At 63.4% G+C, this 21,132-nt stretch carries 18 protein-coding genes and 2 pseudogenes; 7 read left to right on the top strand and 13 right to left on the bottom strand.

The features are described 5' to 3' along the window. The first annotated feature begins 13 nt into the window (after nucleotides 1-13). Nucleotides 14-2,533, top strand: a complete 2,520-nt coding sequence (locus PcP3B5_RS10575) for a TonB-dependent siderophore receptor (RefSeq protein WP_051878366.1) — start codon at nucleotides 14-16, stop codon at nucleotides 2,531-2,533. Between the two features lie 133 nt (nucleotides 2,534-2,666). On the opposite strand, the pseudogene PcP3B5_RS30580 reads toward PcP3B5_RS10575, so the two are convergent. The 6 genes and pseudogenes from PcP3B5_RS30580 to PcP3B5_RS10550 form a co-directional block, all read right to left on the bottom strand. After that, a pseudogene (locus tag PcP3B5_RS30580) lies at nucleotides 2,667-2,840 on the bottom strand (transposase); the annotation flags it as partial. A gap of 153 nt (nucleotides 2,841-2,993) precedes the next feature. Continuing rightward, the gene (locus PcP3B5_RS10570) at nucleotides 2,994-5,495 is read right to left on the bottom strand and encodes a TonB-dependent siderophore receptor (protein WP_043267033.1); all 2,502 of its coding nucleotides are present in this window, start codon (nucleotides 5,493-5,495) and stop codon (nucleotides 2,994-2,996) included. A gap of 132 nt (nucleotides 5,496-5,627) precedes the next feature. Next, a complete protein-coding gene (locus PcP3B5_RS10565; protein ID WP_051878369.1) occupies nucleotides 5,628-6,614 on the bottom strand; it encodes a FecR domain-containing protein in 987 nt (328 codons plus the stop codon). Nucleotides 6,615-6,619: 5 nt separating this feature from the next. Continuing rightward, a complete protein-coding gene (locus PcP3B5_RS10560) occupies nucleotides 6,620-7,129 on the bottom strand; it encodes a sigma-70 family RNA polymerase sigma factor (protein ID WP_043267035.1) in 510 nt (169 codons plus the stop codon). A gap of 114 nt (nucleotides 7,130-7,243) precedes the next feature. Beyond that, entirely contained in the window at nucleotides 7,244-7,861 is a 618-nt protein-coding gene (locus PcP3B5_RS10555; protein ID WP_043267037.1) for a LysE family transporter, read from the bottom strand. A 541-nt stretch (nucleotides 7,862-8,402) separates the two neighbouring features. Further along, nucleotides 8,403-9,023, bottom strand: a complete 621-nt coding sequence (locus PcP3B5_RS10550; RefSeq protein ID WP_043267038.1) for a LysE family translocator — start codon at nucleotides 9,021-9,023, stop codon at nucleotides 8,403-8,405. A gap of 157 nt (nucleotides 9,024-9,180) precedes the next feature. Here PcP3B5_RS10550 and PcP3B5_RS10545 point away from each other — a divergent pair, with 157 nt between their 5' ends. After that, complete coding sequence (locus PcP3B5_RS10545) at nucleotides 9,181-10,185, top strand: D-2-hydroxyacid dehydrogenase family protein (RefSeq protein ID WP_043267040.1); 1,005 nt, start codon at nucleotides 9,181-9,183, stop codon at nucleotides 10,183-10,185. Here PcP3B5_RS10545 and PcP3B5_RS10540 read toward each other — a convergent pair. Genes PcP3B5_RS10540 through PcP3B5_RS10520 form a run of 5 tightly spaced genes read right to left on the bottom strand, consistent with a single transcriptional unit; the run spans nucleotide 10,182 to nucleotide 15,106 of the window. Further along, the gene (locus PcP3B5_RS10540) at nucleotides 10,182-12,296 is read right to left on the bottom strand and encodes a TonB-dependent receptor family protein (RefSeq protein WP_043315099.1); all 2,115 of its coding nucleotides are present in this window, start codon (nucleotides 12,294-12,296) and stop codon (nucleotides 10,182-10,184) included. The two genes, PcP3B5_RS10545 and PcP3B5_RS10540, sit on opposite strands and share 4 nt — an antisense overlap. 28 nt (nucleotides 12,297-12,324) lie before the next feature. Next, nucleotides 12,325-12,768: a CopD family copper resistance protein gene (locus tag PcP3B5_RS10535; protein ID WP_043315098.1), complete on the bottom strand. Its 444-nt coding sequence runs from the start codon at nucleotides 12,766-12,768 to the stop codon at nucleotides 12,325-12,327. After that, on the bottom strand, nucleotides 12,765-13,454 hold the full coding sequence (locus PcP3B5_RS10530; RefSeq protein ID WP_061561212.1) for an ABC transporter ATP-binding protein: 690 nt from the start codon (nucleotides 13,452-13,454) through the stop codon (nucleotides 12,765-12,767). The genes PcP3B5_RS10535 and PcP3B5_RS10530 overlap by 4 nt, the downstream gene beginning before the upstream one ends. Beyond that, nucleotides 13,447-14,199 (bottom strand): ABC transporter permease, encoded by a 753-nt coding sequence (locus PcP3B5_RS10525; RefSeq protein ID WP_043315096.1) that lies wholly within the window; start codon nucleotides 14,197-14,199, stop codon nucleotides 13,447-13,449. Before PcP3B5_RS10525 ends, PcP3B5_RS10530 begins: the two co-directional genes overlap by 8 nt. 10 nt (nucleotides 14,200-14,209) lie before the next feature. Beyond that, the gene (locus PcP3B5_RS10520; protein WP_082816286.1) at nucleotides 14,210-15,106 is read right to left on the bottom strand and encodes an ABC transporter substrate-binding protein; all 897 of its coding nucleotides are present in this window, start codon (nucleotides 15,104-15,106) and stop codon (nucleotides 14,210-14,212) included. A gap of 151 nt (nucleotides 15,107-15,257) precedes the next feature. Here PcP3B5_RS10520 and PcP3B5_RS10515 point away from each other — a divergent pair, with 151 nt between their 5' ends. The 3 genes from PcP3B5_RS10515 to PcP3B5_RS10505 all read left to right on the top strand — a co-directional run bounded on the left by PcP3B5_RS10515 (nucleotide 15,258) and on the right by PcP3B5_RS10505 (nucleotide 17,608). Then, nucleotides 15,258-15,971, top strand: a complete 714-nt coding sequence (locus tag PcP3B5_RS10515) for a Crp/Fnr family transcriptional regulator (protein ID WP_061561211.1) — start codon at nucleotides 15,258-15,260, stop codon at nucleotides 15,969-15,971. A 263-nt stretch (nucleotides 15,972-16,234) separates the two neighbouring features. Further along, on the top strand, nucleotides 16,235-16,768 hold the full coding sequence (locus PcP3B5_RS10510; protein WP_145923875.1) for a MarR family winged helix-turn-helix transcriptional regulator: 534 nt from the start codon (nucleotides 16,235-16,237) through the stop codon (nucleotides 16,766-16,768). 252 nt (nucleotides 16,769-17,020) lie between these two features. Continuing rightward, nucleotides 17,021-17,608 carry a flavin reductase family protein gene (locus tag PcP3B5_RS10505; RefSeq protein WP_061561210.1) on the top strand — a complete coding sequence of 196 codons (588 nt, stop codon included), beginning with the start codon at nucleotides 17,021-17,023 and terminating at the stop codon, nucleotides 17,606-17,608. 23 nt (nucleotides 17,609-17,631) lie between these two features. On the opposite strand, the gene PcP3B5_RS30575 is transcribed toward PcP3B5_RS10505, so the two are convergent. Beyond that, complete coding sequence (locus tag PcP3B5_RS30575) at nucleotides 17,632-17,832, bottom strand: sigma factor-like helix-turn-helix DNA-binding protein (RefSeq protein WP_420820160.1); 201 nt, start codon at nucleotides 17,830-17,832, stop codon at nucleotides 17,632-17,634. 495 nt (nucleotides 17,833-18,327) lie between these two features. Further along, entirely contained in the window at nucleotides 18,328-19,650 is a 1,323-nt protein-coding gene (locus tag PcP3B5_RS10500; protein ID WP_145923874.1) for a hypothetical protein, read from the bottom strand. Between the two features lie 200 nt (nucleotides 19,651-19,850). Here PcP3B5_RS10500 and PcP3B5_RS10495 point away from each other — a divergent pair. Together PcP3B5_RS10495 and PcP3B5_RS31335 are read left to right on the top strand one after the other, a co-directional pair. Continuing rightward, nucleotides 19,851-20,304: pseudogene (locus PcP3B5_RS10495) on the top strand (tyrosine-type recombinase/integrase); the annotation flags it as partial. Nucleotides 20,305-20,714: 410 nt separating this feature from the next. Beyond that, nucleotides 20,715-21,011 (top strand): hypothetical protein, encoded by a 297-nt coding sequence (locus PcP3B5_RS31335; protein ID WP_145923873.1) that lies wholly within the window; start codon nucleotides 20,715-20,717, stop codon nucleotides 21,009-21,011. Nucleotides 21,012-21,132: the final 121 nt, after the last annotated feature.

The raw sequence follows: 21,132 nt of genomic DNA, 5'->3' as shown, positions 1-21,132 counted from the left end.
GGACAACCCATTCATGACCTACCGCATCACCCCCGCCTCCACAACGCGGCGCGCCGCCCCCGGCCAGCGCCTGGCGCAACCCCGCCGCTTGCTCGCGCTCAGCGCGCTGGCCATGGCCCTGCAGTCGGCGATGCCGCCGGCCCAGGCCGCGCCGGAAGCCGCCGGGCACACCTACAGCATCCAGGCCGGCAGCCTCGGCCAGGCGCTGAGCCGCTTCGCCGCCCAGGCGCAGATCACCGTGCAATTCTCCCCGGACCTGACCCAGGGCCTGAACTCCAGCGGGCTGCGCGGCCACTACAGCGTCGAAGAAGGTCTCGCCGCCCTGCTGCGCGGCACTGGTCTGCAAGCGGTGTTCCGCGGCGATGGCGTCTACGGCCTGGTGCGCAACCCCAATGCGGCGCTGGCGCTGGACGACACCCTGGTGGTCGGCCAGTCTCTGGACGGCATGACCGAGGGCACCGGCTCGTATACCACCGGTGCCGCCAACATCGGCGGCAAGAGCGCCCGGGCGCTGAAGGACATTCCGCAGTCCATTTCAATCATCACCCGCCAGCGCATGGAGGACCAGGGCATCACCACCATCGGCGAAGCGCTCGACCAGACCACCGGCATTACCCTGGTCGGCGGCAACGACGCCAACACCAAGATCCTTTCGCGCGGCTTCGCCCTGACCAACGTGCAGGTCGATGGCGGCACACCCGGCTTCCGCGAGCAGACCTATGATTCCCTGGCCGACACCACCGCCTACGACCACATCGAGGTACTGCGCGGCTCCGACGGCCTGTTTGGCGGCACCGGGGAGCCTTCCGGGGTGATCAACCTGGTGCGCAAGCGCGCGTTGCCCCATGCCCAGACCCAGGTCAACCTGTCCGCCGGCAGCTGGGACAACTACCGCAGCGAAGTCGACGTCACCGGGCCGCTGGCCTTTGACGGCGCCCTGCGCGGACGCTTCGCCGCCTCCCAGGAGAACAAACGCTACTTCTACAGCGGCGCCAACAGTGACAAGCATGTCCTGTTCGGCGTGCTCGAAGCCGACGTCACCCCCGACACCCTAGTCAGCGTCGGCGGCACCTACGAATGGCGCGACATGGACGGCTACTGGGAAAACGGCTTGCCACGCTTCACCACCGGCGACCCGCTGGGTCTGTCGCGCAGCACTACCCTGGCAGCGGACTGGTCGAGCAATAACTACGAGCGCAAGGAAGGCTTCCTCAAGGTCGAGCACAGCTTCGACGAGAACTGGAAGGTCAACTCCAGCTTCACCCGCAGCCGCTACGACACCGAGCAGGACATGGGTGCAGTGAGCGGCCCGGTCAATCCCGACACCCTCGAAGGCGCAACCTTCCAGCGCATTGTGCGCAACTACTCCATCGACCAGGACCTGTTCGACGCCAACCTGCAAGGCGCCTTCAGCGCCTTCGGCCGCCGTCACGAAGTCCTGATGGGCGTCGATTACTCGGACATCCAGCGCAGCTATGCCGACCACAGCGAGTGGGCGTCACGGCAACCGGTGGACGTGTTCTCCACCGACATCGGCTCATTGCCCAAGCCAGCCAGTCCGGATCTGTACTACGAGTACCCGGACTGGAACCTGCGCAAGAGCGGCGCGTACGGCACCCTTCGCCTGGAGTTGGCCGATCCGCTCAAGCTGATCGTCGGCGCACGCTACTCCGACTACTCCAACACCATCCACGCCGTGGTGCCTTCCTTCGGCACCGACAGCAAGGATGGCGGCCGCGACAGCGGCATCGTCACGCCCTTCGGCGGGCTAGTGTATTCCGTCACGCCCGAGTGGTCGCTCTACACCAGCTATGCGCAGATCTACAAACCGCAGCCGGAAATCCTTGGAGCGGACCTCAAGCCGCTCAAGGCCATTACCGGCGACACCTATGAGATGGGCGTGAAGGGAGAGCTGTTCGGCGGGCAGTTGAACCTGTCCTCGGCGATCTACTACACCAGGCAGGAGAACAACGCGATCCAGTTGTACTACGAGGACACTCCGACCAACGCCTGCTGCTATGTAGCCGGCGGCAAGATGATCAGCAAAGGTTTCGACACGGAAATCTCCGGCGAACTGGCGCCGGGCTGGCAGCTCACCGCCGGATACACCTTCAACCTCAACGAGCAGCGCAAGACTGGCGACGATACCGCCGTAGGCAAACCTATCAGCACACAGACGCCCAAGCATCTGTTCAAGTTCTTCACCACCTACCAGCTGCCCGGCGAATTGGAGCGCTGGAAGGTCGGCACCGGCGCTACTATTCAGAGCAGCAACTACGTCAGCGGTGAAGTGCAGCGCCGCCTGGAAGACGGATCACTGAGCCCCAGCATCAACAGCTTCGAGTACACCCAGGCCGGCTACGCACTGTGGAATGCGCTGGTGGAATACCGCATCGACGAGCACTGGACCGCCGCTCTCAACGGCAACAACCTGTTCGACAAGAAGTACTACCAGACCGTGGCCAGCAGCGACTACGGCAACTGGTATGGCTCACCGCGCAACTTCATGGTGACCCTGAGAGGCAAGTTCTGAAAACTATAAAGTTTCCAGCAACTCGTTGGGGCGATGCCAATCCAATTCTGAACTGGTGCTAGCGCAAAATCGCCAATGTGCATTGCCGTCCGAATAACCGACGGCGATGACACCGGGCGGCTGGCCTGGCTTGATGGCTGATGGTTTTGAAGTCCGGCGCCAGCCGTCCAGTCAGCCACATCAGTTCAAGGTTGCGCTGGCATTCGCGCTCCAGGCGACGACTGGACCGGATGTGGTTGAGGTAACCGTAGATGTAAACCTTCAACAGTACAGCGGGGTGATAGGACGGTCGCCCAGTTACGGCAGGAGAGGACGACGTTTTCACCCAGCCTGGGTCGGAAGCTGCCAGTGACCATTGCCCATCTCCATGAACAACCGTCCTCCATCGAGCAGAAGCGAACTTCCGTTCCCGTGCCTGTGAAAGGCGCCTCACAATGCGAGGCGCCTGAAGAGGCAGAGGTCAGAACGAGCCCTGCAGCGTGACCATGAAGTTACGCGGCTCGCCGTAGAAGTTGCCCCAGGAAATGGCCCCCACGCTCTGGTAGTACTTCTTGTCGAACAGGTTGTTGCCGTTGAGGGCGACCGACCAGTGGTCGTCGATGCGGTAGCCCAGGCGGCCGCTCCAGATGGCGTAGCCGGACTGCACCGACTTCACGCTGGACGACGTGGCAGAGGTGTCGCTCTGCGTCGTGACGCCGGCGCCCACGCTCCACCGATCCAGCTCGCCGGCCAGTTGGTAGTCGGCCCAGGCGCGGAACAGGTGGCGCGGGAAATAGGTGACCGCGAAGGCCGTTTCCTGCGGGTTGTCGTCCGCGCTCTCGAGGTATTTGGTCTGGGTGTAGGTATAACCGGCCAGCACCTGCAGCCTGTCGATCACCTCGCCGCTGATTTCCGCTTCGAAGCCCTGCGCCCGTACCTTGCCCGCGTCGCTGTAGCAGTAGCCGTCCGAAGAGCCGGGGCAGGCGCTGTCGTAGTTCGCCTCGGCCCGGTGCTCTTCGATCGTGCGGAAGAGGTTGAAGGCGGTGTTGACGCGGCCGTCCATCAGCTCACCCTTGATCCCGACTTCGTAGCTGCCGCCGGTCTTGGGCTGCAGCGGGCTGCCGGATTCGTCGGTGTAGGTGCTCTGGGGCTGGAAGATATCCGCGTAGCTGGTGTACACGGACCATTCCTCGTTCAGATCGTAGATGAGCGCCGCGAAGGGCGTGACCTGGCCGTTCTCCTGGCTCTTGTCGTGCTGCCAGTAGTCCCAGGCCTGGGTGTAGGAGTCGCGGTCGTTGCGGTACCAACTGACGCGGGAGCCGAGGACGAAGGTCAGAGGCTCGGCCAGCTTCAGCCGAAGCGTGGCGTAGGTGCCGAACTGCCGGGTGTCGGACTCGGTGGGAACCGGGCCGCCCCGGTAAGAGTTGGAGGCGTAGAAGCTGTCCGCCGGCTCGGGCATGTGCGGGTTGGGGTTGAAGGGGTCCTGGGAGATGCCGAGCAGCCCGGTCATGTTGATCAGCGCCCAATGGTCATGGGTCTTCGCGCGGCTGGCGTTGGCGCCGACGATCAGCTCGTGCTGCAGGCCGAAGGCATCGAATTTTCCGTCCAGGTAGGCATCGAAGCCGTAGTCGGTCTGGTCGTAGTCGAACAGCCCGGAGTAGACCGAGGAAGGCGCCGTGGTCGCGCCCGGGGTAACGCCGCCCGGCGTCTCGGACAGGGCGTACTTGATGTCCTGGTCGTTGTGCGTCCAGACACCGGCGAACTTGAAGGCCCAGTCCTCGTTCAGTTGGTGGGACAGGTCGGCGAAGACGGTGGTGCGCTCGCTGTCCCAGCTGTTCCAGGACGCCCCCAGGCAGGTCGAGCGGCTGAGCTTCAGGTCCGAGCCGTCGCTGTAGCGCGGCAGGCCGTGCCAGCAGGGCCTGGCGTCTAGCCGCTCGTAGGCGACGCCCAGCCCGACGGTGGTGTCCGGCGTCACGTCGTAGTCCAGGGCGCCGTAGAGGACCTGGTCCTTGCGCTTGCCCAGGTCGTAGAAATACTGCCGGTCCTGCAGCGCCACCACGGTGCGCCCGCGCAGCGTGCCGGACTCGTTGAGCGGGCCGCCGCTGTCCACCTGGCCGCGGTAGTTGTCCCATGAGCCCGCCGAGAGCGTCAGGTGGGTGGCCGGCGTGCTCTGGCCACGCTTGCGCACGAAGTTGACCCCGCCGGTGGAGCTGCCCGAGCCCTTCATCATGCCCGCCGCCCCCTTGAGCACCTCGACGCGGTCGTAGAAGGCCATGTCGCCGGAGAAGCTGTTGGCCTGGACGTATTCGCCGCCGACATCCAGCGGCACGCCGTCGTACTGGTACTGCCCCTGCATCATGAAGCCGCGGGAGTAGAAGTACTTGCCGCCCATGGGCGACTCGTACACGGTGATGCCCGGGGTCTTCTCCATGGCCTGGTCGATGGTGGTGATGTTGCGGTCATCCATGTACTGGCGGGTCAGGACGGTCACCGCCTGCGGCGTTTCACGCAGCGTATGCGCGCCCTTGCCGATGGTCACCGCGCGGGCCGAATAGGACTGGGTGCCCTCGGTGGTCGGGTCGAGCTGCTGGCTGGAGACGGTCGTGGCGCCCATCTCCAGCACCGCGCCGGACTGCGGCGCGGGCACCAGGCCGTAACCGCCGTTGCCCAGGCGACGCACGCTCAGCCGCGTGCCGGAAAGGATGCGGGCGAAGCCGTCGTCGATGCCGTACTCGCCGTTGAGCCCGGCGCTGCGCTTGCCTTCGGTCAGCCCGGCGTTCACCGAGATCGGAATGCCCGCGCGCCGGCCGAACTCGCCCAGCACCTGGTCCAGCGGGCCGGCGGGGATGGCGTATTGCTGGGTCCGCGTGGCCGTGGATTCGGCCTGCGCCGGCAAGGCCGGCAGCAGGGCGAGCGCGGAACAGGAGAGCATGGCCAAACCGAGCGATTGGCGCAGAGCGCGAGCGATGGGGTGAAGCGTCATGGGCAGAGGGTCCGTTTCTCGTTGTGGGCCCGCGTGTGCGAGCAGGGATTTCTCCCTAGGCCAAGCGAGAAACGAAAACCTGCCACTTTTCTGAGAATTATTTTCATCGCCACGCTGGAGGGGCTATCCGCCTCAGCGAGGGCCCACCGTCACCCAGTAGCGGGTACGCCGCTGGACCCTGACCGGCAGGCTGTCCGCCAGCATGGCCAGCACCTGGTCGGTGTCGCCCAGCGGGTAGGAACCGCTCAGGCGGATGTCCGCCACCGCCGGGTCGCAACGCAGCAGGCCGGGGCGATAGCGATCCAGCTCGGCGAGGAAGTCCGCCAGGCGCATGCGCTCGGCGATCAGGTAGCCATCGACCCAGGCGCCCTCGTTCACCTCCAGCGCCTGCGGCGTGCCCACGCCAGCCGCGCCGATGCGCGCCTGCCAGCCCGCCTCGATCACCGTCGGCGCACCGCCCGCCAGGGAACTGGCGGCGACGCGTCCCTGGGTGACCGCCAGGAAGGTGCCCTGCCCGTCGTTCTCCCGCCGGACGCGGAAGCGCGTCCCCAGGGGCTGCAGCACCGCCTCCTGGCTGATCACTCGGAACGGCCGCCCCGCGGCATCGCTGGCGGTGAGAATCTCGATTTCGCCATAGCGCAGGTGCAACTCGCGCGCGCTGTCGGTGTAACGCACATCGACTGCCGTGGCGGTATTGAGCCAGAGGCGCGTGCCATCGGGCAGCGTCCGCTGGCGGCGTTCACCGGTGCCGGTGTGGTAGTCGGCCATGGCGCCTTGCACCCAGTGGCTGTCGCGCCCCTGCCAGGCAAGCCCGCCGAGCAGGCCGAAGCCGACCAGCACCTTGAGCGCCTTGCGCCGGTCCAGCTCGCTGTAGTGGCGGCGCCCGGCCAGTTGCCGCGCCAGTGGGTCGGCCAGCGGGCCGGCGTGGCGCTGCAGGCTGAGCGGAATGCTGCTCAGGCGCTGCCAGGCGCGCTCATGCTCGCTGCTCGCCTCGCGCCAGTTCAGCAACTGGCGCTGCTCGGCATCACTCATGCAGCCCGACTGGGCCAGGGTGAACCAGGCGATGGCCTGGTCGCGGATGAGCGCGGGGATGGGACGGGAGTCGGTATCGCGGGACATGGCACTCACTCGAAGCGGCTGGCGTAGCAGGCAGCGAAGGCCTTGCCCATGGCCTTTTGCACCTGGTTGACGCTCAGGCCCAGGTGCGCGGCGATCTGCGGGTAGGTCAGGCCGTCGAGCTGCGACATCAGGAAGATCTCTCGCACCTGCGCCGCGAGGCCGTGCAGCAGTTCATCCACCTCCACCAGCGCTTCGATCAGCAGCAGGCGCTCTTCTTCGGAAGGCGCCACCCGCTCCGGGCGCGCGGCCAGCGCCTCCAGGTAGGCACGCTCCACTGCCTGGCGTCGCCAACGGTTGACCAGCAGGCTATTGGCGATGGTGGCGAGGTAGGCCAGCGGCTGGCGCAGGTCGGCAAGGGGGCTGCGCGAACGCATCACGCGCACGAAGGTGTCCTGAGCCAGGTCCTCGGCATCGGCATGCCCGCCCAGGCGACGCTGCAGCCAGCCCTTCAGCCAGCCGTGGTGGGCAATGTAGAGCCGTTCAACATCCCGTTCGAATGCCTGCTCGCGGTCCATGAACTTCCAGTCTTGTTAAACATGATAATCGTTCTCAACAATACTGGATTTGCCCTGCCCGGCGCAATTCTCCCGAGCACCTGGCGAATGCCGGACACCTGCGCTGGCCGGTGCCTAGCGCATTGCCGCCAGCTTGATGCCGAACCCCAGCAGGCAGGCCCCGGCCAGGCGCTCCAGCAGATTGGCGACGCGCGGATTGGCCCGCATGCGCTCGGCCAGTTTGTGGGTCAGCAGGACGGCCGCCAGGCCGTAGAGGAAGGTCACCACTGCCACGGTCACCGCCATGAAGGCGAAGGTCACCAGCCCCTGGTGCCTCACCGGGTCGATGAACAGCGGCAGGAAGGCCATGTAGAACACGATCGCCTTGGGGTTCAGCAGCGTGATCAGCATGGTCTGGCGCAGGTAATGGCCGCTTTGCATGCTGCTCTTGCGAGGTGCGCCGCCCGGCTTGCTCAACAGCATCCGCAGCCCCAGCCACGCCAGGTAGGCGGCGCCCAGCCATTGCACCGCGTGGAAGGCCGCGGGGTAAGTGGCCAGCAAGGTCGCCACGCCCGCCACCGCCATCCACAACAGCACCTGGTCGCCCAGGATCACCCCGCAGGTCGCCGCCAGCCCGGCCTTGATGCCGCCCTTGCCGGTGGCCGTGATCAGCGCGAAGTTACCCGGCCCGGGAATGGCCAGCAGAACGATGAACGCAACGAGGAACGCGCCGTAATCGGTCACTCCGAACATGGATGAATCTCCTTGGCCAGGCAGGGGCGCTGAAACGGCCCAGTCTATCACCGGTTTCAGAGGGCATCTGACCGCAAGGCCCCGTCGCAACCGTGGTTCGGCAGCAGGCCGTGCCACCGGGGCGTTCGGCGTGGCCGGTGAATCCCATCGCGGACGGGGAACGTAAGAGCCACTCGCCGATGCGCTCTTCGTAGGATGGGTTGAGCCTGCGAAACCCATTCTGCGGCGGCGATGGGTATCGCTTCGCTCCACCCATCCTACGGGCGTGGTAGGGGCAGGCTCTTGCCGGCAGCCTGCAGGAGCATGCGCTGCTCTTCGTAGGAGCGGGCCCTGCCCGCGATTCGCGCGCAGGGCGCGCTCCTACAGGGGAATGGCGCGGGTGGGGCTACGTAGGGGATCTCATCCGCGAACCGCGCCGATACCTCCGGCTATCGCGGACAAGGTCCGCTCGGGGGGAGGAATGCCGTGCTTCCCGGCTACCTTGTAGGAGCGGACTCTGTCCGCGATTCGGCGGATAACGCCATCTTTGGCGCGGCGGGCCTCAACGCCGGCTCAACGCCAGCCGCGCGGCGAACAGGACAAAGACCGTGCCCGTCGTCCTGTCCATCCACTTGATGACCTTTTCGCGACGCAACACCCCCGCCAGCGGCCGGGTCGCGCCGATGAGGACCAGCGACCAGAGCAGGCCGATCGCCACGTGGATGCCGACCAGGCCGAAGGTCCAGGCCACCAGGGGCTGGCCCTGCGGGATGAACTGGGGCAGGAACGAGACGTAGAAGACACCGACCTTGGGGTTCAGCAGGTTGCCCAGCATGCCCTTGAGGAACCAGTTGGTTTCCGCCCTGCCCTGGGTTTCGACCGGCGCCAGGCTATGCCGCGGCCGCAGCAGCAGGTTCAACCCGAGCCATGCCAGATAGGCGGCGCCGCAGTACTTCAGCGCGTTGAAGGCCAACTCGGACACGGCGATCAATGCGCCCAGCCCGAAAGCGACAGCGGCGCCCCAAAGCAGGCAGCCGGCGTTGATGCCCAGTGCGGCGCGCAGCCCTTCCCGCTTGCCTTCCACCGCGGCCGTTCTGAGCACCAGGGCGGTATCCAGGCCGGGAGTCAGCGCCAGCAATGTGGCAGCGAAGGTAAAGGCAAGCAGGCTGTCGGCGATGGACATGGGCATTCGGGACCTGGAGGTGGGGTGCGCGCACATTAGCACAGGCGCGCTGATGGCAAGCTGCACGCTCCGGGCTGCAAACCGTCACCCACGAAATCCCCCCGGAAATCGGCTATCGTCCCGAGGTCGCTCACATGACCGCAGGGACCGAACCCACATGCACATCGTCATCCCCGACGACTACCAACACGCCATCCAGACGCTCGACTGCTTCGCCCGCCTGGCCGGGCACGAGGTCAGCCTGATCCACGACCTGGGCCCGGCGTCGCCGGACGAACTGGCGACGCGGTTCGCCGACGCCGACGCCCTGGTGCTCACCCGCGAACGCACACGCATCGATGCCGCGCTGCTCGACAGGCTGCCGAAACTCAAGCTGATCAGCCAGACGGGCAAGGTCTCGGGCCATCTCGACCTCGACGCCTGCACCGAACGCGGCATCGTCGTGACCGAAGGCCGCGGCTCGCCCGTGGCGCCCGCCGAACTGGCCTGGGCGCTCATCCTCGATGCGCGTCGACAACTGGTACCGGCCATCGAAGCGTTCAAGGCGGGCCACTGGCAGGTCAATGTGGGCCAGGCACTGGCCGGGCAAACGCTGGGTATCTGGGGCTACGGCAAGATCGGCCGGCGCCTGGCGCGCTACGCCCAGGCGTTCGACATGCCGGTGCTGGTCTGGGGCAGCGAAGGCAGCCGGGCGGCCGCCACGGCCGACGGCCATCAGGCAGCGACCTCTCGCGAAGCCTTCTTCGCCGAAGCGGACATCCTCAGCCTCAACCTGCGCCTGTCCGAACGCACGCGCCATGGCGTCACCCTCGCCGACCTCACGCGGATGAAAAGCACCGCCCTGCTGGTGAACATCAGCCGCGCCGAGCTGATCGCCCCCGGCGCATTGCTCCAGGCCCTGGACGCCGGACGCCCCGGCTACGCAGCCGTGGACGTCTACGAACAGGAACCCCTGCTCGCCCCCGACAATCCCCTGCTGAACCACCCGCGCGCGCTCTGCACCCCGCACCTGGGGTACGTGGAGAAGAACGGCTATGAGCTGTACTTCGGCGATGCCTTCGACAATGTGCTGGCCTTCTTCGAAGGCAAGCCGAAGAACGTTGCGAACCCGCAGGCGCTGGCGGTGCGGCGTGGCGAGCAGGCTGGGAGCAACCGTCTCTAGAAAGCGTATTCCGCCCCCACGGTCAGGCTGCGCCCGTTGCCGCTGAGAAAGGTCGGCTGGCTGGCATCGGCGCGGTTGCGGATCACATAGCTGCTGGCATAGGTCTTGTCCGCCAGGTTGTCGCCCTGCACGTACACACTCAGGCCCTCGCGCGCCTTGTAGGCGGCCTTGAGGCCCCAGAGCGCGTAAGCGTCCTGATAGTTGTTGCGGGTGTTGGCGTGGTCGGTCGGGGTGTCCTGGGGCAGCCAGCGCAGGTTGGGCCCGACGCTCCACGGCCCGCGCCGGTAGAGCAGCTCGGCCGACCAGAGCTGGCGCGGCACGCCGGCGATCCGGTTGCCCTGGAACTCGCCGCCGCGGAAGCGGAAGTCGCTGAAGGTCCACGCCACCCGGTAGGCCAGGTCGCCGCCGATGCTGGATGCCGTCGGCAGCAAGCCGTTGAGCCCTGCTTCGACGCCGCGGTGGCGGGTGCGCGAGCCGTAGTTGTAGGTTCCCACCTTCACCCCGTAGGCGTCGCTGGTGGAGATCAGCTCGTCTTCCACGTCGCTCTGGTACAGCGTCAGGCTCCAGTCGGTGCGGGCGATGCGACCGGCGCCGCCGATCTCGTAGGTGGTAGCGCGCTGCACGTCGAGGTCGACCAGCTGCGCCTGCGCCGTCGCCGGGGCTGCGGGCGAGACTTCGGCGGAAACGATTTCCCAGAACGTCGGCGCTTCGTGGCTGCGGCTGATGTTGGCGTACCAGCGCAGGTCCGGGCTGGGCGTCCAGTTCAGGCCGATCTTCGGCGTGGCGAAGTTCCAGCCCTGGTCGAGATGGCCGGCGCCATCGCGCGAATCCGCATCGCGGCTGACGTCGCTCCACTTCACCTCGGTCACCAGGGTCCAGTCCGCCGCCAGGTTCCAGTCCAGGCCAAGCAGCAGATCGAGGTTGGAGGCCGTGAGGTCGAAGTTGCCGAAACGCTGCATGCGGCTTCCGTTCTGGGGGTTGTTGGCATACAGCTCGCGGGTCATGTCGCTGTAGGACCAACTGGCGCCCAGGCGGTAGCCGAACAGGCGCTGCTCGCCTTCGAGCAGCCATTGCGCACCGAGCGTGTCGCTGTCGGTCAGGGTGTGGCTGAGCGGATCGGTGAAATCGTCCTGGGTGTTCTGCCCGTAGATGCCGAAGCTCTGCTGCCAGCCCGCCCCGCTCCACTGCGTACGGTTGGCCAGCCGCAGTTGCTGGGTATCGCGGTGCGGGTCACGCTGGTAGACGTTGAGCAGGCGGTCCTGCGGCGTGTTGCCGTCGCCCAGCACGCTGCGCGGATCGTCCTTCAGGCGCGCCTTGGTGATGACGTTGGGAATCTCGAAAGTCAGGTCGCTGTAGGACAGGTAGCTGCGATTCTGTACGCCGTTGCCCAGGTCCAGGCCGAAGTTGCTCTGCATCAGGGTGCGATGGGAAGCGGAGTGGTGGCGATAGCCGTCGTACTCGTCGTGGCTGACGCTCACCCGTCCATCGTACCGCCCCTCATCCAGCCCGGCGGCAGCCTGCAGGCCCTGGCGGCCGAAGCTGCCGGCCTCCAGGCGGACGCGTCCGGCTTCGTCGGCGCCGGTCAGCGAGTTGAACTCCAGCTCGCCACCCAGCGCGGTGGCGCCGGGGCTGCCGGCGTTGGCGCCGCGACGGGCACTGATCCACGACGCATTACGCGGCTCCAGCAGGCCGATGATGAAGGAACCGTCGGCCTCATTGAGCGGCAGCCCGTCCTGCAGCAGCAGCACGCCGCGGTTGACCGGATTGCTCTGGATGCCCGAACCCCGGATGTTCAGGCGCGGCTGGTCGGTGCCGCCGAAGAAGTCCTGGATCACCAGGCCGGGCTGGTAGTCCAGCGCATCGCGCAGGGTCGCCAGGCGTGTCTCCTGTTGCGGCTCGGCGAGGTTGGTGCCGCCCGGTACGCGGGCCAGGCGCTGGCGCTCGGCCTGCGCGGACTGGCTGACCGGCGCGAGGCTTTTTTCGCTGATCTGCATCGGCTCCAGCTCGAGGCGGTCCTCCGCCGCCACCGCCAGTGGCAGCAGGCCGAGGGCCAGCAGGGGAAGTGAAAGTTTCGAGGAAAAATGGCGTTTGGGGGAAGGACAACGACTCATGACAAGCTCCGTCTGCACGAAATCTGGCTTACCAGCTCAGGTAGAACATGCCCTTGGCCAGCAGCACGATGCCGACCATGTGGCTGAAGACGCTCAGGTGGATTCGGCGGAAATACGTCGAATTCATGCGCCCGCTGTGGAGCAGGAACATGGCGCTGAAGAAGTGCCCGAGCACGCTCAGGGCGAGCAGGATCTTCAGGCTCAGCAAGGTGCCGAAGGACGATGCCAGCGGGTCCGCCAGCAGCGGCAGGTAGCGCGTCCAGACCATGCCCAGGCCGGCGCCGAACAGCACCAGCAGCACCCAGGGCATCAGCCGCCGCGCACGCTTGCCGATGCCCTGCTCCACCTGGCGCATCACCGCGGCCGGCACGTGCTTGCGCACGCTTTCGAAGATCAGCACCTCGAAGAACACCGTGCCGACGAACATCAGCGCGGCGAACAGGTGCAGGGTCAGCAGGATGGGATAGATCATGACGCGGGTGCCTCCAGGGCCAGCAGGGTCTGATGCAGCACCGTCGCCGCCTGGTCGGCGGCGTATCCGGTGAGGTCGAAGGGCTGCAACGCGCCGTCGTTGACCAGCACGAAGCGCTCCACCAGGCCGATCAGCTCGGCCGGATGGTGGCTGACGCAGAGCAGCGCCGCGCCCGAGCTGGCGAGCCAGTCGCGGCAGAGATCGAGCAGGGATTCACGCAGGGCCGGGTCCAGCGCGCTGAATGGCTCGTCGAGCAGCAGCAGGTCCGGCTCGATCGAGAACGCGCGCGCCAGGGCAACGCGCTGGGCCATGCCGCCGGACAGTTGATGCGGCCAGGTGCGCTCGTGCCCGGCGAGGCCGACACGTTCCAGCCAGTGGCTGGCCATCCGCCGCGCAGCCGCACGCTCGAGGCCGCTCGCCCGCAGGGGGATTTCCAGGTTCTCCGCGACCCGGCACCAAGGCAGCAGGCGCGGCTCCTGGAAGGCCAGCACGGGATGGCGGAATCCATTCTCCACCCACCCCCGGCGGGGCTTCAGAAGGCCGGCAGCCAGGCGCAGCAGGCTGCTCTTGCCGGCGCCGCTGGGCCCGAGAATGCCGACCCGCTCGCCAGGCAGCAGGCGCAGGGAGGCATCGGCAAACACTCGACGCTCGCCCAGCGCCAGATCGACGCCGTGCCACTCAAGCATGGGCGGCCTCCTGCCAACGGCCCATGCGCCGCTGCAGCGGCTGCAACAGAAGAAACTCCAGCGCGGCGACCAGCAACAGGATCAGCAGCGTCCAGGCATACAGCCCGGCGCTATCGAAGGTGCTGCGCGCATTGGCCAGCGCGAAACCGGCGCCACTTTCCGCGCCCAGCACTTCGGCCATCACCACCAGGCGCACGCCGCCGCAGGTGGCGATCAACAGCGCCGCGCCCAGCGGCGCGGTGAGTGACGGGATATAGAGCCGCCGCAGCTTCTGCCAGGGGCTGAAGCGGTAGACCCGCGCCATCTCCAGCAGGCCGCGGTCGACCATCTGCATGCCCTTGACGGTGTTCACGTACATGCCCGGCGCCAGCATCAGCACACTGATCAGCACCACCATGGCCGACCCGAGCCCGACCCAGAGCATCGCCAGCACCACGACCACCACCGGCGGTACCGACATCAGCAGCCAGCGCAGCGGCTCCAGCAGACCGCGCACACGGGCATCGAGCCCGGCCAACAGCCCCAGGCAGAAGCCCAGCAGGCAGCCCAGGCCGACGCCCAGGACGATACGCAGCAGACTGGCGCCGGCGTTGAGGCGAAAGTCGGCCTCGAAAGGCAGGCGGACCATGGCTTGCAGCGTCTGCCATGGCGTTGCCATGAGCAGCGGGCCCAGGCGCAGCGCCAGCAGTTGCCAGCCCACCAGCAGAAGCGCGCCGCCCAGCAAGGCCCAGCGTCGGGAAGTCATGGGTCTCATCTCAAGGCCCATAGAAGCTGGCGGGCGGCAGGGCGCCCCCGATTGCCTGTGGATGGCGCTTGGCGATCAGCCCGAACAGCGCCTCCAGCGGCCCACGCGCCGCGCTGGCGGAAACACTCTCCAGGCGCGTGACGCGGATGGACGCTTCCAGCGCCTCCACCGGCAGGTGCGGCAGGTGCCGATGGACCAGCTCCGCGCAGGCCCGCGGGTGCGCGCTGCACCAACGGGCGGACTCGGCGTAGGCGGCATCCACCGCCCGCGCCAGTTCGCCGTCCTCGGCGCGCTGCGGGCTGCTCATCAGCCCTGCCTGAGGCAGTTCGGCCTGCTGCGGGAAGGCCTGCCGCCAGGCGCTCTCCAGGCTTTGCACGCGGTACAGCGGCGCCCCGCCCTGGCTGCGGTTGCGCCAAAGCAGCAGGGACACCGCCGGCTCCACCAGCAGGGCATGATCGGCGCGGCCTGCCAGCAACAGCGCCTGGGCGTCCTGGCCATCGCGGACCGGGCGCAGCGTCAGGTCCCTGCCCGGCTTCAGGCCGTGGCTGAGCAGCAGTTCATCGACCAGGATCGCCGGCAGGTCGCGCTGGAACGGCAGCACCACCTCCTTGCCGGCCAGGTCGGCGAAGCCCTTCACCTGGGGGTCGCGGCTCACCAGCCAGATGATTCCCCACACCGAGACGTTGAGCAGCCGCACGGGCTGCCCGCGCCCGGCCATCAGCGCCGGCAGGTTCACCGGGGCGGCGCTGTAGTCGAGTTCGTTCTTGGCCAGCAGCACGCGCAACTGGTCGGGGTTCTGCCAGAGGCGGAATTCGACGCGCTCGGCGTACTGTTGCAGAGCGCCGCTCTCCACCATGTGCAGCAACGGGAAGCTCACCACCGCGCCGGGGCCGCCCAGCCGCAGCACCGCTTCCCTGGCCGTACCGGCAGGCGCCTGCAGGCACGCGCCTGCCGCCAGAACGAAAGAAAGGAGCAGGCGGGGGAGCCTTCGATTGATTGACTTGCGAATAAGACTTATCTTCATTCGCAGATCATTGCAGCCCGCCCGCACGCCACGAATGACAAATGTTAAGTTCGCGCCAGACCGCAGCGAATGCCTGCGATTGCTGGGCGCCATCCCCCTCTTCGCCGACCTGCCGCAGGGCCTCATGGCCAGCCTGTGCGACTCGGCCAGTCTGCTGCGCGCCGAGGGCGGCAAACTGCTGTTCCGCGAAGGCGACCCGGCCGAGCACTTCCTGCTGGTGCGGCGTGGCTGCGTGGAAATGCTGCGCTTCACCTGCGACGGCGAAGAGCATGTCTTCCAGCTGTTCCGCGAAGGTCAGCTGATCGCCGAGGCGGCCATGTTCATGCCCCACGGCCGCTACCCGATGAACGCCCGCTGCCAGGGTAGCGGCGAATTCTTCCGCCTGAGCCGCAACGCGCTGCACAAGGCCTGCGAGGGCCATCCGCCATTGGCCATGCGCATGCTGGCAAGCCTCAGCCTGCGTCTCTATCGCCAGGTCAACGAGGTCGACTGGCTGACCGCCAGCTCCGCCTCCCAGCGCCTGGCCGCCTACCTGCTGGGCCTGCACCGTCGCCAGGGCGAAAGCCTGATGCTGCCGATCAGCCAGCGCCAACTCGCCACCCACCTGGGCATTCGCCCGGAATCCCTCAGCCGTCTGCTCTCCGACTGGCAACAGGCAGGGCGCATCCAGGGCCGCCTCCGGCAATGGCGGCTGTGCGACCTCACCTACCTGCAGAAATTGGCCAGTCCGGCGGTACGCTCTTTTTGAGGGGGGCGGCTTGTGCTCGCCTGCACCTGACATTGCCATGCGGCGAGGACCGTTCCTGGACGGCGCAAAGCCGTTCAATGGGCTCGCCCACGCCGGAACCTGACTGGGCCTGACGAATTCGAAACCGGTTCAAGGGGCCCGATTGTCCGGGCTGCCGCTCCTTCAGCCAGCGGACGTTGCGCCATGGCAAAAGCCTACGGCCAATGGTGGGCATCGCTACCTGCTATGATCCGCCCCATGACTCCCACACCCCAGTACCGGCCATGAGCAGTCCTCTCGACTCGCTGAATCAAATATCCGCTTTCGCCTGGCGCCTCGATCAGTTGATCTCTTCGGCGCTGCGGGGGCGCTTCAATCGGCCGCTCTCCGAGTTGGCTGCACTGGTCTCCATCCAGAACTGCCAGACCTTCAACATCGGCTGGCTGGCCAACGTCCTGGAACTGACGCATTCAGCCGCCGTTCGCTTGGTGGATCGCCTGGAAGCCGACGCATTGGTCGAAAGGCTTCCCAAGGACCAGAAGAAGCAAGTGGGGCTGAGGATCACGGCCAAAGGCCGGGATGTGGCCGCAGCCATTCTGCAGGTGCGTCAGGACACGGCCGGCAGTTTCCTTTCCGTGCTGTCCTCCGATCAGCTTTCCACACTGGCCGGGCTCTCGCGGGAGGTCATTGCGGGCAATGTCAGAAACGAACTGGACTCTTATCAGGTCTGCGCACTGTGCGACGAGTCAAGTTGCGGCAGCCTGTGCCCCAGGATCGAAGCAGCCTCGTGCCTTCCTGAAAGTCTGCGCCAACGCTAACTTGCAAATCGTCAGCCCCCCGAATCCATCTCGACGGGCATCGCCACCCTGCCGAACAGCCTTGCCGGCGTTTCCCGACACTATCGACTGCCGTCGGTGATCTCCCTCAGCCAATTTTCGTTCGTTTTTTACTGATTGACTCATATGCATGAGTCATACATGATAATTGCCACCCTGACACGATGCGTGCCTGCGCCGCCACTGACGCTGAGCTGACGCTGCCTGAGAGATAGAACAACAGAGGACCCGCGCATGAATCGCTACATTGCCCCCATTGAATTGGCCAAGGCGTACCGCACGCTCAACCATGGCCCTACCGTCCTGGTTGGCGGACGTCATGCCGGCGTCAGCAACGTGATGTCTGCATCCTGGGCAACAGCGTTGGACTATGACCCCGGCAAACTCACGGTGGTCTTGGCGAAGGGGGCTTTTACCCGCTCCCTGATCGAGCAAAGCGGCGTCTTCTCCATCCAGATCCCGACGGCTGCACAGGTTGAGCTGGTCTATCGCGTTGGCACGACCAGCCGGCACGGTGACGAGCACAAGCTCAAGCATGCTGGTGTCGAATTGTTCGAGCAGGACGGATGTGCAGTGCCACTTGTGTCGGGATGCTCTGCCTGGCTTGCCTGCCGGCTCATTCGCGAGCCACACATTCAGCACAACTACGACCTTTTCATCGGCGAGGTTTTCGCCGCCTGGTCCGACACGCGAGCCTTCGAAAATGGCCGATGGAAATTCGATCAGGCGGACGCGGCATGGCGCAGCCTGCACTACACGACAGGTGGCCAGTTCTACGTCACCGGCAAATCAGTACACGTGGATATCGAGGAAACCGTTTAGGGCTGCGGCGCATGGCTGATGCGCTACGGCTGGCCACGTGTCCAGGCGCCGGCATTCATGGCGCTGTGTTCGACCTGTCGGCTGCTGGCGGCGAGGATCAGGGATTGCTCCACCGAGCTCAGGCTCATGCCCAGGCGCTCGGCGATCTCCTGGTAGCCCAACCCCTCCAGCCGCGACAGCAGGAACGTGCTGCGTACCGGCCCGCTGCGGCAAGCAGCAATCAAAGCGATCGATAAGCAAAGGCGAGGCTACAGCTCACGACGGTAGGCTCCGGGCGCGATTGGCCCCTTGCCGTCAGCTGCAGAGGGGCGGCGCCGTGCCCGCCAGCGCAGGCACACCGCACGCGGACAAGCGAACGCCTTCGTTAAAGCGAACCGTCCATGGAGTGCTGCAAATCGTGCAGGGTCTACCTGGCCCCCTCCGCGTGTACCCATTCGACGCGATTGCGCCTCGATACCTTGCCCTAAAAGAAAGGGAACAGATTTATTTTTGCCACTCTAATTCTGTCCGGTCGGGTAGGTTTAGAGCAGTAGAAATAAATCTGGTCCCTTTTCTTGGTCCCTTTTCTTACCGTCACTCACGAATGGCTGCAATGGGACGATAACAGCGCTGAACGAACGGCAGCTTCCGACCATAGGCGGTCATCACGGTAGCTGTGCAAGACTTCAGCGAGGGTTCTGCAACAACTAAATCAGCCAGCCCATTGCTTGGTCGATGTATCAGGTGGCGACGACCTCGATTTTAAGATCATATCCACCGAGCTTATGTCCTCCCCAGCTTGCCTTCTTAACGATTATTTGTTTATCACCATGGGACTCGCGGTACGGTACACCAAATCGCAGTGCATCCTTAGCGGAGTCAGAAATATCAATCCCAAGGCTTTTTCGGACTAAAACTCCCGACAATACGAGGAGCCTCTCATTTGCTTGGCGCGCGCGGCTATTGTCGTTCACGTTCAGCTTGATTTTTAATACCTTTGCAATACCTTCGACACCCTCTACGTAGTATGCGAAATTATCGCAAAGTAGGTCATCTCCGATATCGTACATTTTCGAAGATGCACACCATTTATCGGCAAAGATAAGATTATAATATCCCGTTGAAACTCCCTCACTTAAAAGGAAGTCCTTTGCAAGGTATGGTGACCATCCTTGTGAGCCGAAAACTTCCGGCTTCATCTTTTCCAGATTTTTTAGCTTGCGCAAATGGACAAAGGTGCTTAATAGTTGTTTGTACGAAACCACCTCAACCCTGGCGATGTGATCTGCCCAACGCTGGATAGCGTCAAGCCTAAAATTAAATAGCACTACCGCATACAACTTTGCAAGACGACGTAGCCTTCTGTCTTGCACAGTGAATTGAAGTCGCACGAAAACCGTCTCATAGGTCGAATATATCATCATTGCAAACACGAAAGGCAAATACATTACTGTCAGCAGAGCGGGAACAATAAAGTCATAAAATATCTTTTCCTGGCCAAGCTCTTTGAAATCAGTAGCGAGCATGTAAGCCGTGTAGGCCAGCGTAAAAAGCCCGAAGGAAATAACAATTCCGTTGAGAAGTTTTTTGACTTGCAGGTACTTAATATCTGACTCTGCGATAGGGATCATCATACCCACCACTACCATAAATGGGACTAAAAACAATTCGGCCAGAAGTGGCAAGCTGTAGATCCCGACCACGAACTGCAAGATGGCGAGCAGCCTCAGATTGCCGATTACAGAGTTTTTGAAAAAATGCGGGTCGGTTTTTATTTTTTCCAAATTGTAAATCGACAGCAACCCCACGGAAAAAAACCAAAATACCGTATTTTTCAACTGATCAATATTCCATAGCTCCCAATCTAACAAGAGATAGACCATAGCGGCGGTGTACACGGCTGCCAACGAGAAAACTATCATCAGGGGGCGTAATTGAAATACAAATGCTAGTTTTTTGAAGGCTAATCGGACCTCTCCCATCCTTTTGGCAGAGCAAATATACGTTGCGGCGAGAATCAGCCACAGTGCGATTGCGATTTCCCTGTTGTTTAAAATGTCCATATAGCTGACCTTAGTGAAATGCTAGGTGAGCGGATGTTAAATGGCCTCGCCCCTCAATTCCAATGTGGCAGTGCATATCTGAAAAAGGGAAATGGTAGCTATCGGCCGCTAGGAGCCCGTCCTGAAGGGCTGCTATGGGTCGGTAAACGTCCCTCGCTCCGGCTGGCCATCCTTGTCCTCCCCCACATGGAGGACAAGCCATGAACACCATTGCGACATACAACCATCAACCTTGGAACAAAGGAAAACTGGTCGGGCAGAAAGCCCCGCTCCGGCTCAAAGATATCTGGGCCATTCGAGTAAGGCTCCAAATCGCGGAAGAAACCCGGGATTTGGCTCTCTTCGATCTGGCCATCGACAGCAAGCTACGAGCCTGCGATTTGACCAAGCTTCGTGTCCGCGATGTTGCCCATGGGGAACACGTATCTTCGCGAGCGATCGTGATGCAGCAGAAAACCCAGCGTCCAGTGCAGTTTGAGATTACAGAGTAAACGCGGGTGGCTCTGGAAGCCTGGATACATCAAGCCCATCTCCAGAGCGAGGATTGCCTTTTTCCAAGCCGGCTACATGTTTCAGAACATCTCTCCATCCGGTAATACGCCCGAATCGTCAAAGCTTTGGTAAAAAGCGATTGGCCTTGATCCAGCCATGTATTGGAAAAAGGGAAATATTTATTTTCACCACTCCAACTCTGTCCGGCCGGACATGTTTAGAGCAGTAGAAATAAGTCTATCCTCTTTTCCCGGCCCCCTTTCCCTGCACATCACACGCTTCAGCTCGGAAACCACCACCTGCCGTGTTGGTTATCGACCCATTTCTGAGTAAGCCTAAAAGATCACAGCAACTACATTTACGCCGACTTAAACATGGACATCGGAAATATTCGACAGCGTTTATATTATGCAACCCCATCATTAGACTAACAGGAACTATCAGTACCAACCCAAATGAAAATTCGAAATAATTCAATCACGCAATATGTGACATCTGTCACATATTTTCAATCTCATCAAATACTTAACAGGAAAAAGAGCTACCAATTAAATAGCACCATCGCTAACTGAGTGAGTGCTAATTCTGTTGTAATCAAGCCAACAATCGGAGCACCGGAAATGGGAAATATTATAGAGGATTCAAAAGAGCTTGAGGAAATTCACAAGCATCTAGTAACAGAGAGTTACAGCCCTAAAAGCTTAGATGTAAAAGAGCTTTGTAAAAAATATGATGAGCATGTAAAGCCAAAATTGGAAAAATGGATTCCAAAACTTGAGGCGCTAGGATTTTCCAAACTAGTGGAATTACTAAAATTTATGATGCTGATCGTCGGAGCTGGATGCGCCCTGACTAAAAAAATGGATTGAAATCAAATGAACGGCGAGTAATTTGACGTTCGCCGCTCATCACTAAAAACTTGAATAGATACGCGATCATCCGAGAGCTTTCCAGCCAAAACCCACTGCTGGAAACATGCAAGATTGACAC

The organism is Pseudomonas citronellolis (assembly GCF_001586155.1).
In the GTDB taxonomy this organism is placed as follows: domain Bacteria; phylum Pseudomonadota; class Gammaproteobacteria; order Pseudomonadales; family Pseudomonadaceae; genus Pseudomonas; species Pseudomonas citronellolis.
This window is presented reverse-complemented; position numbering and strand designations above follow the sequence as displayed.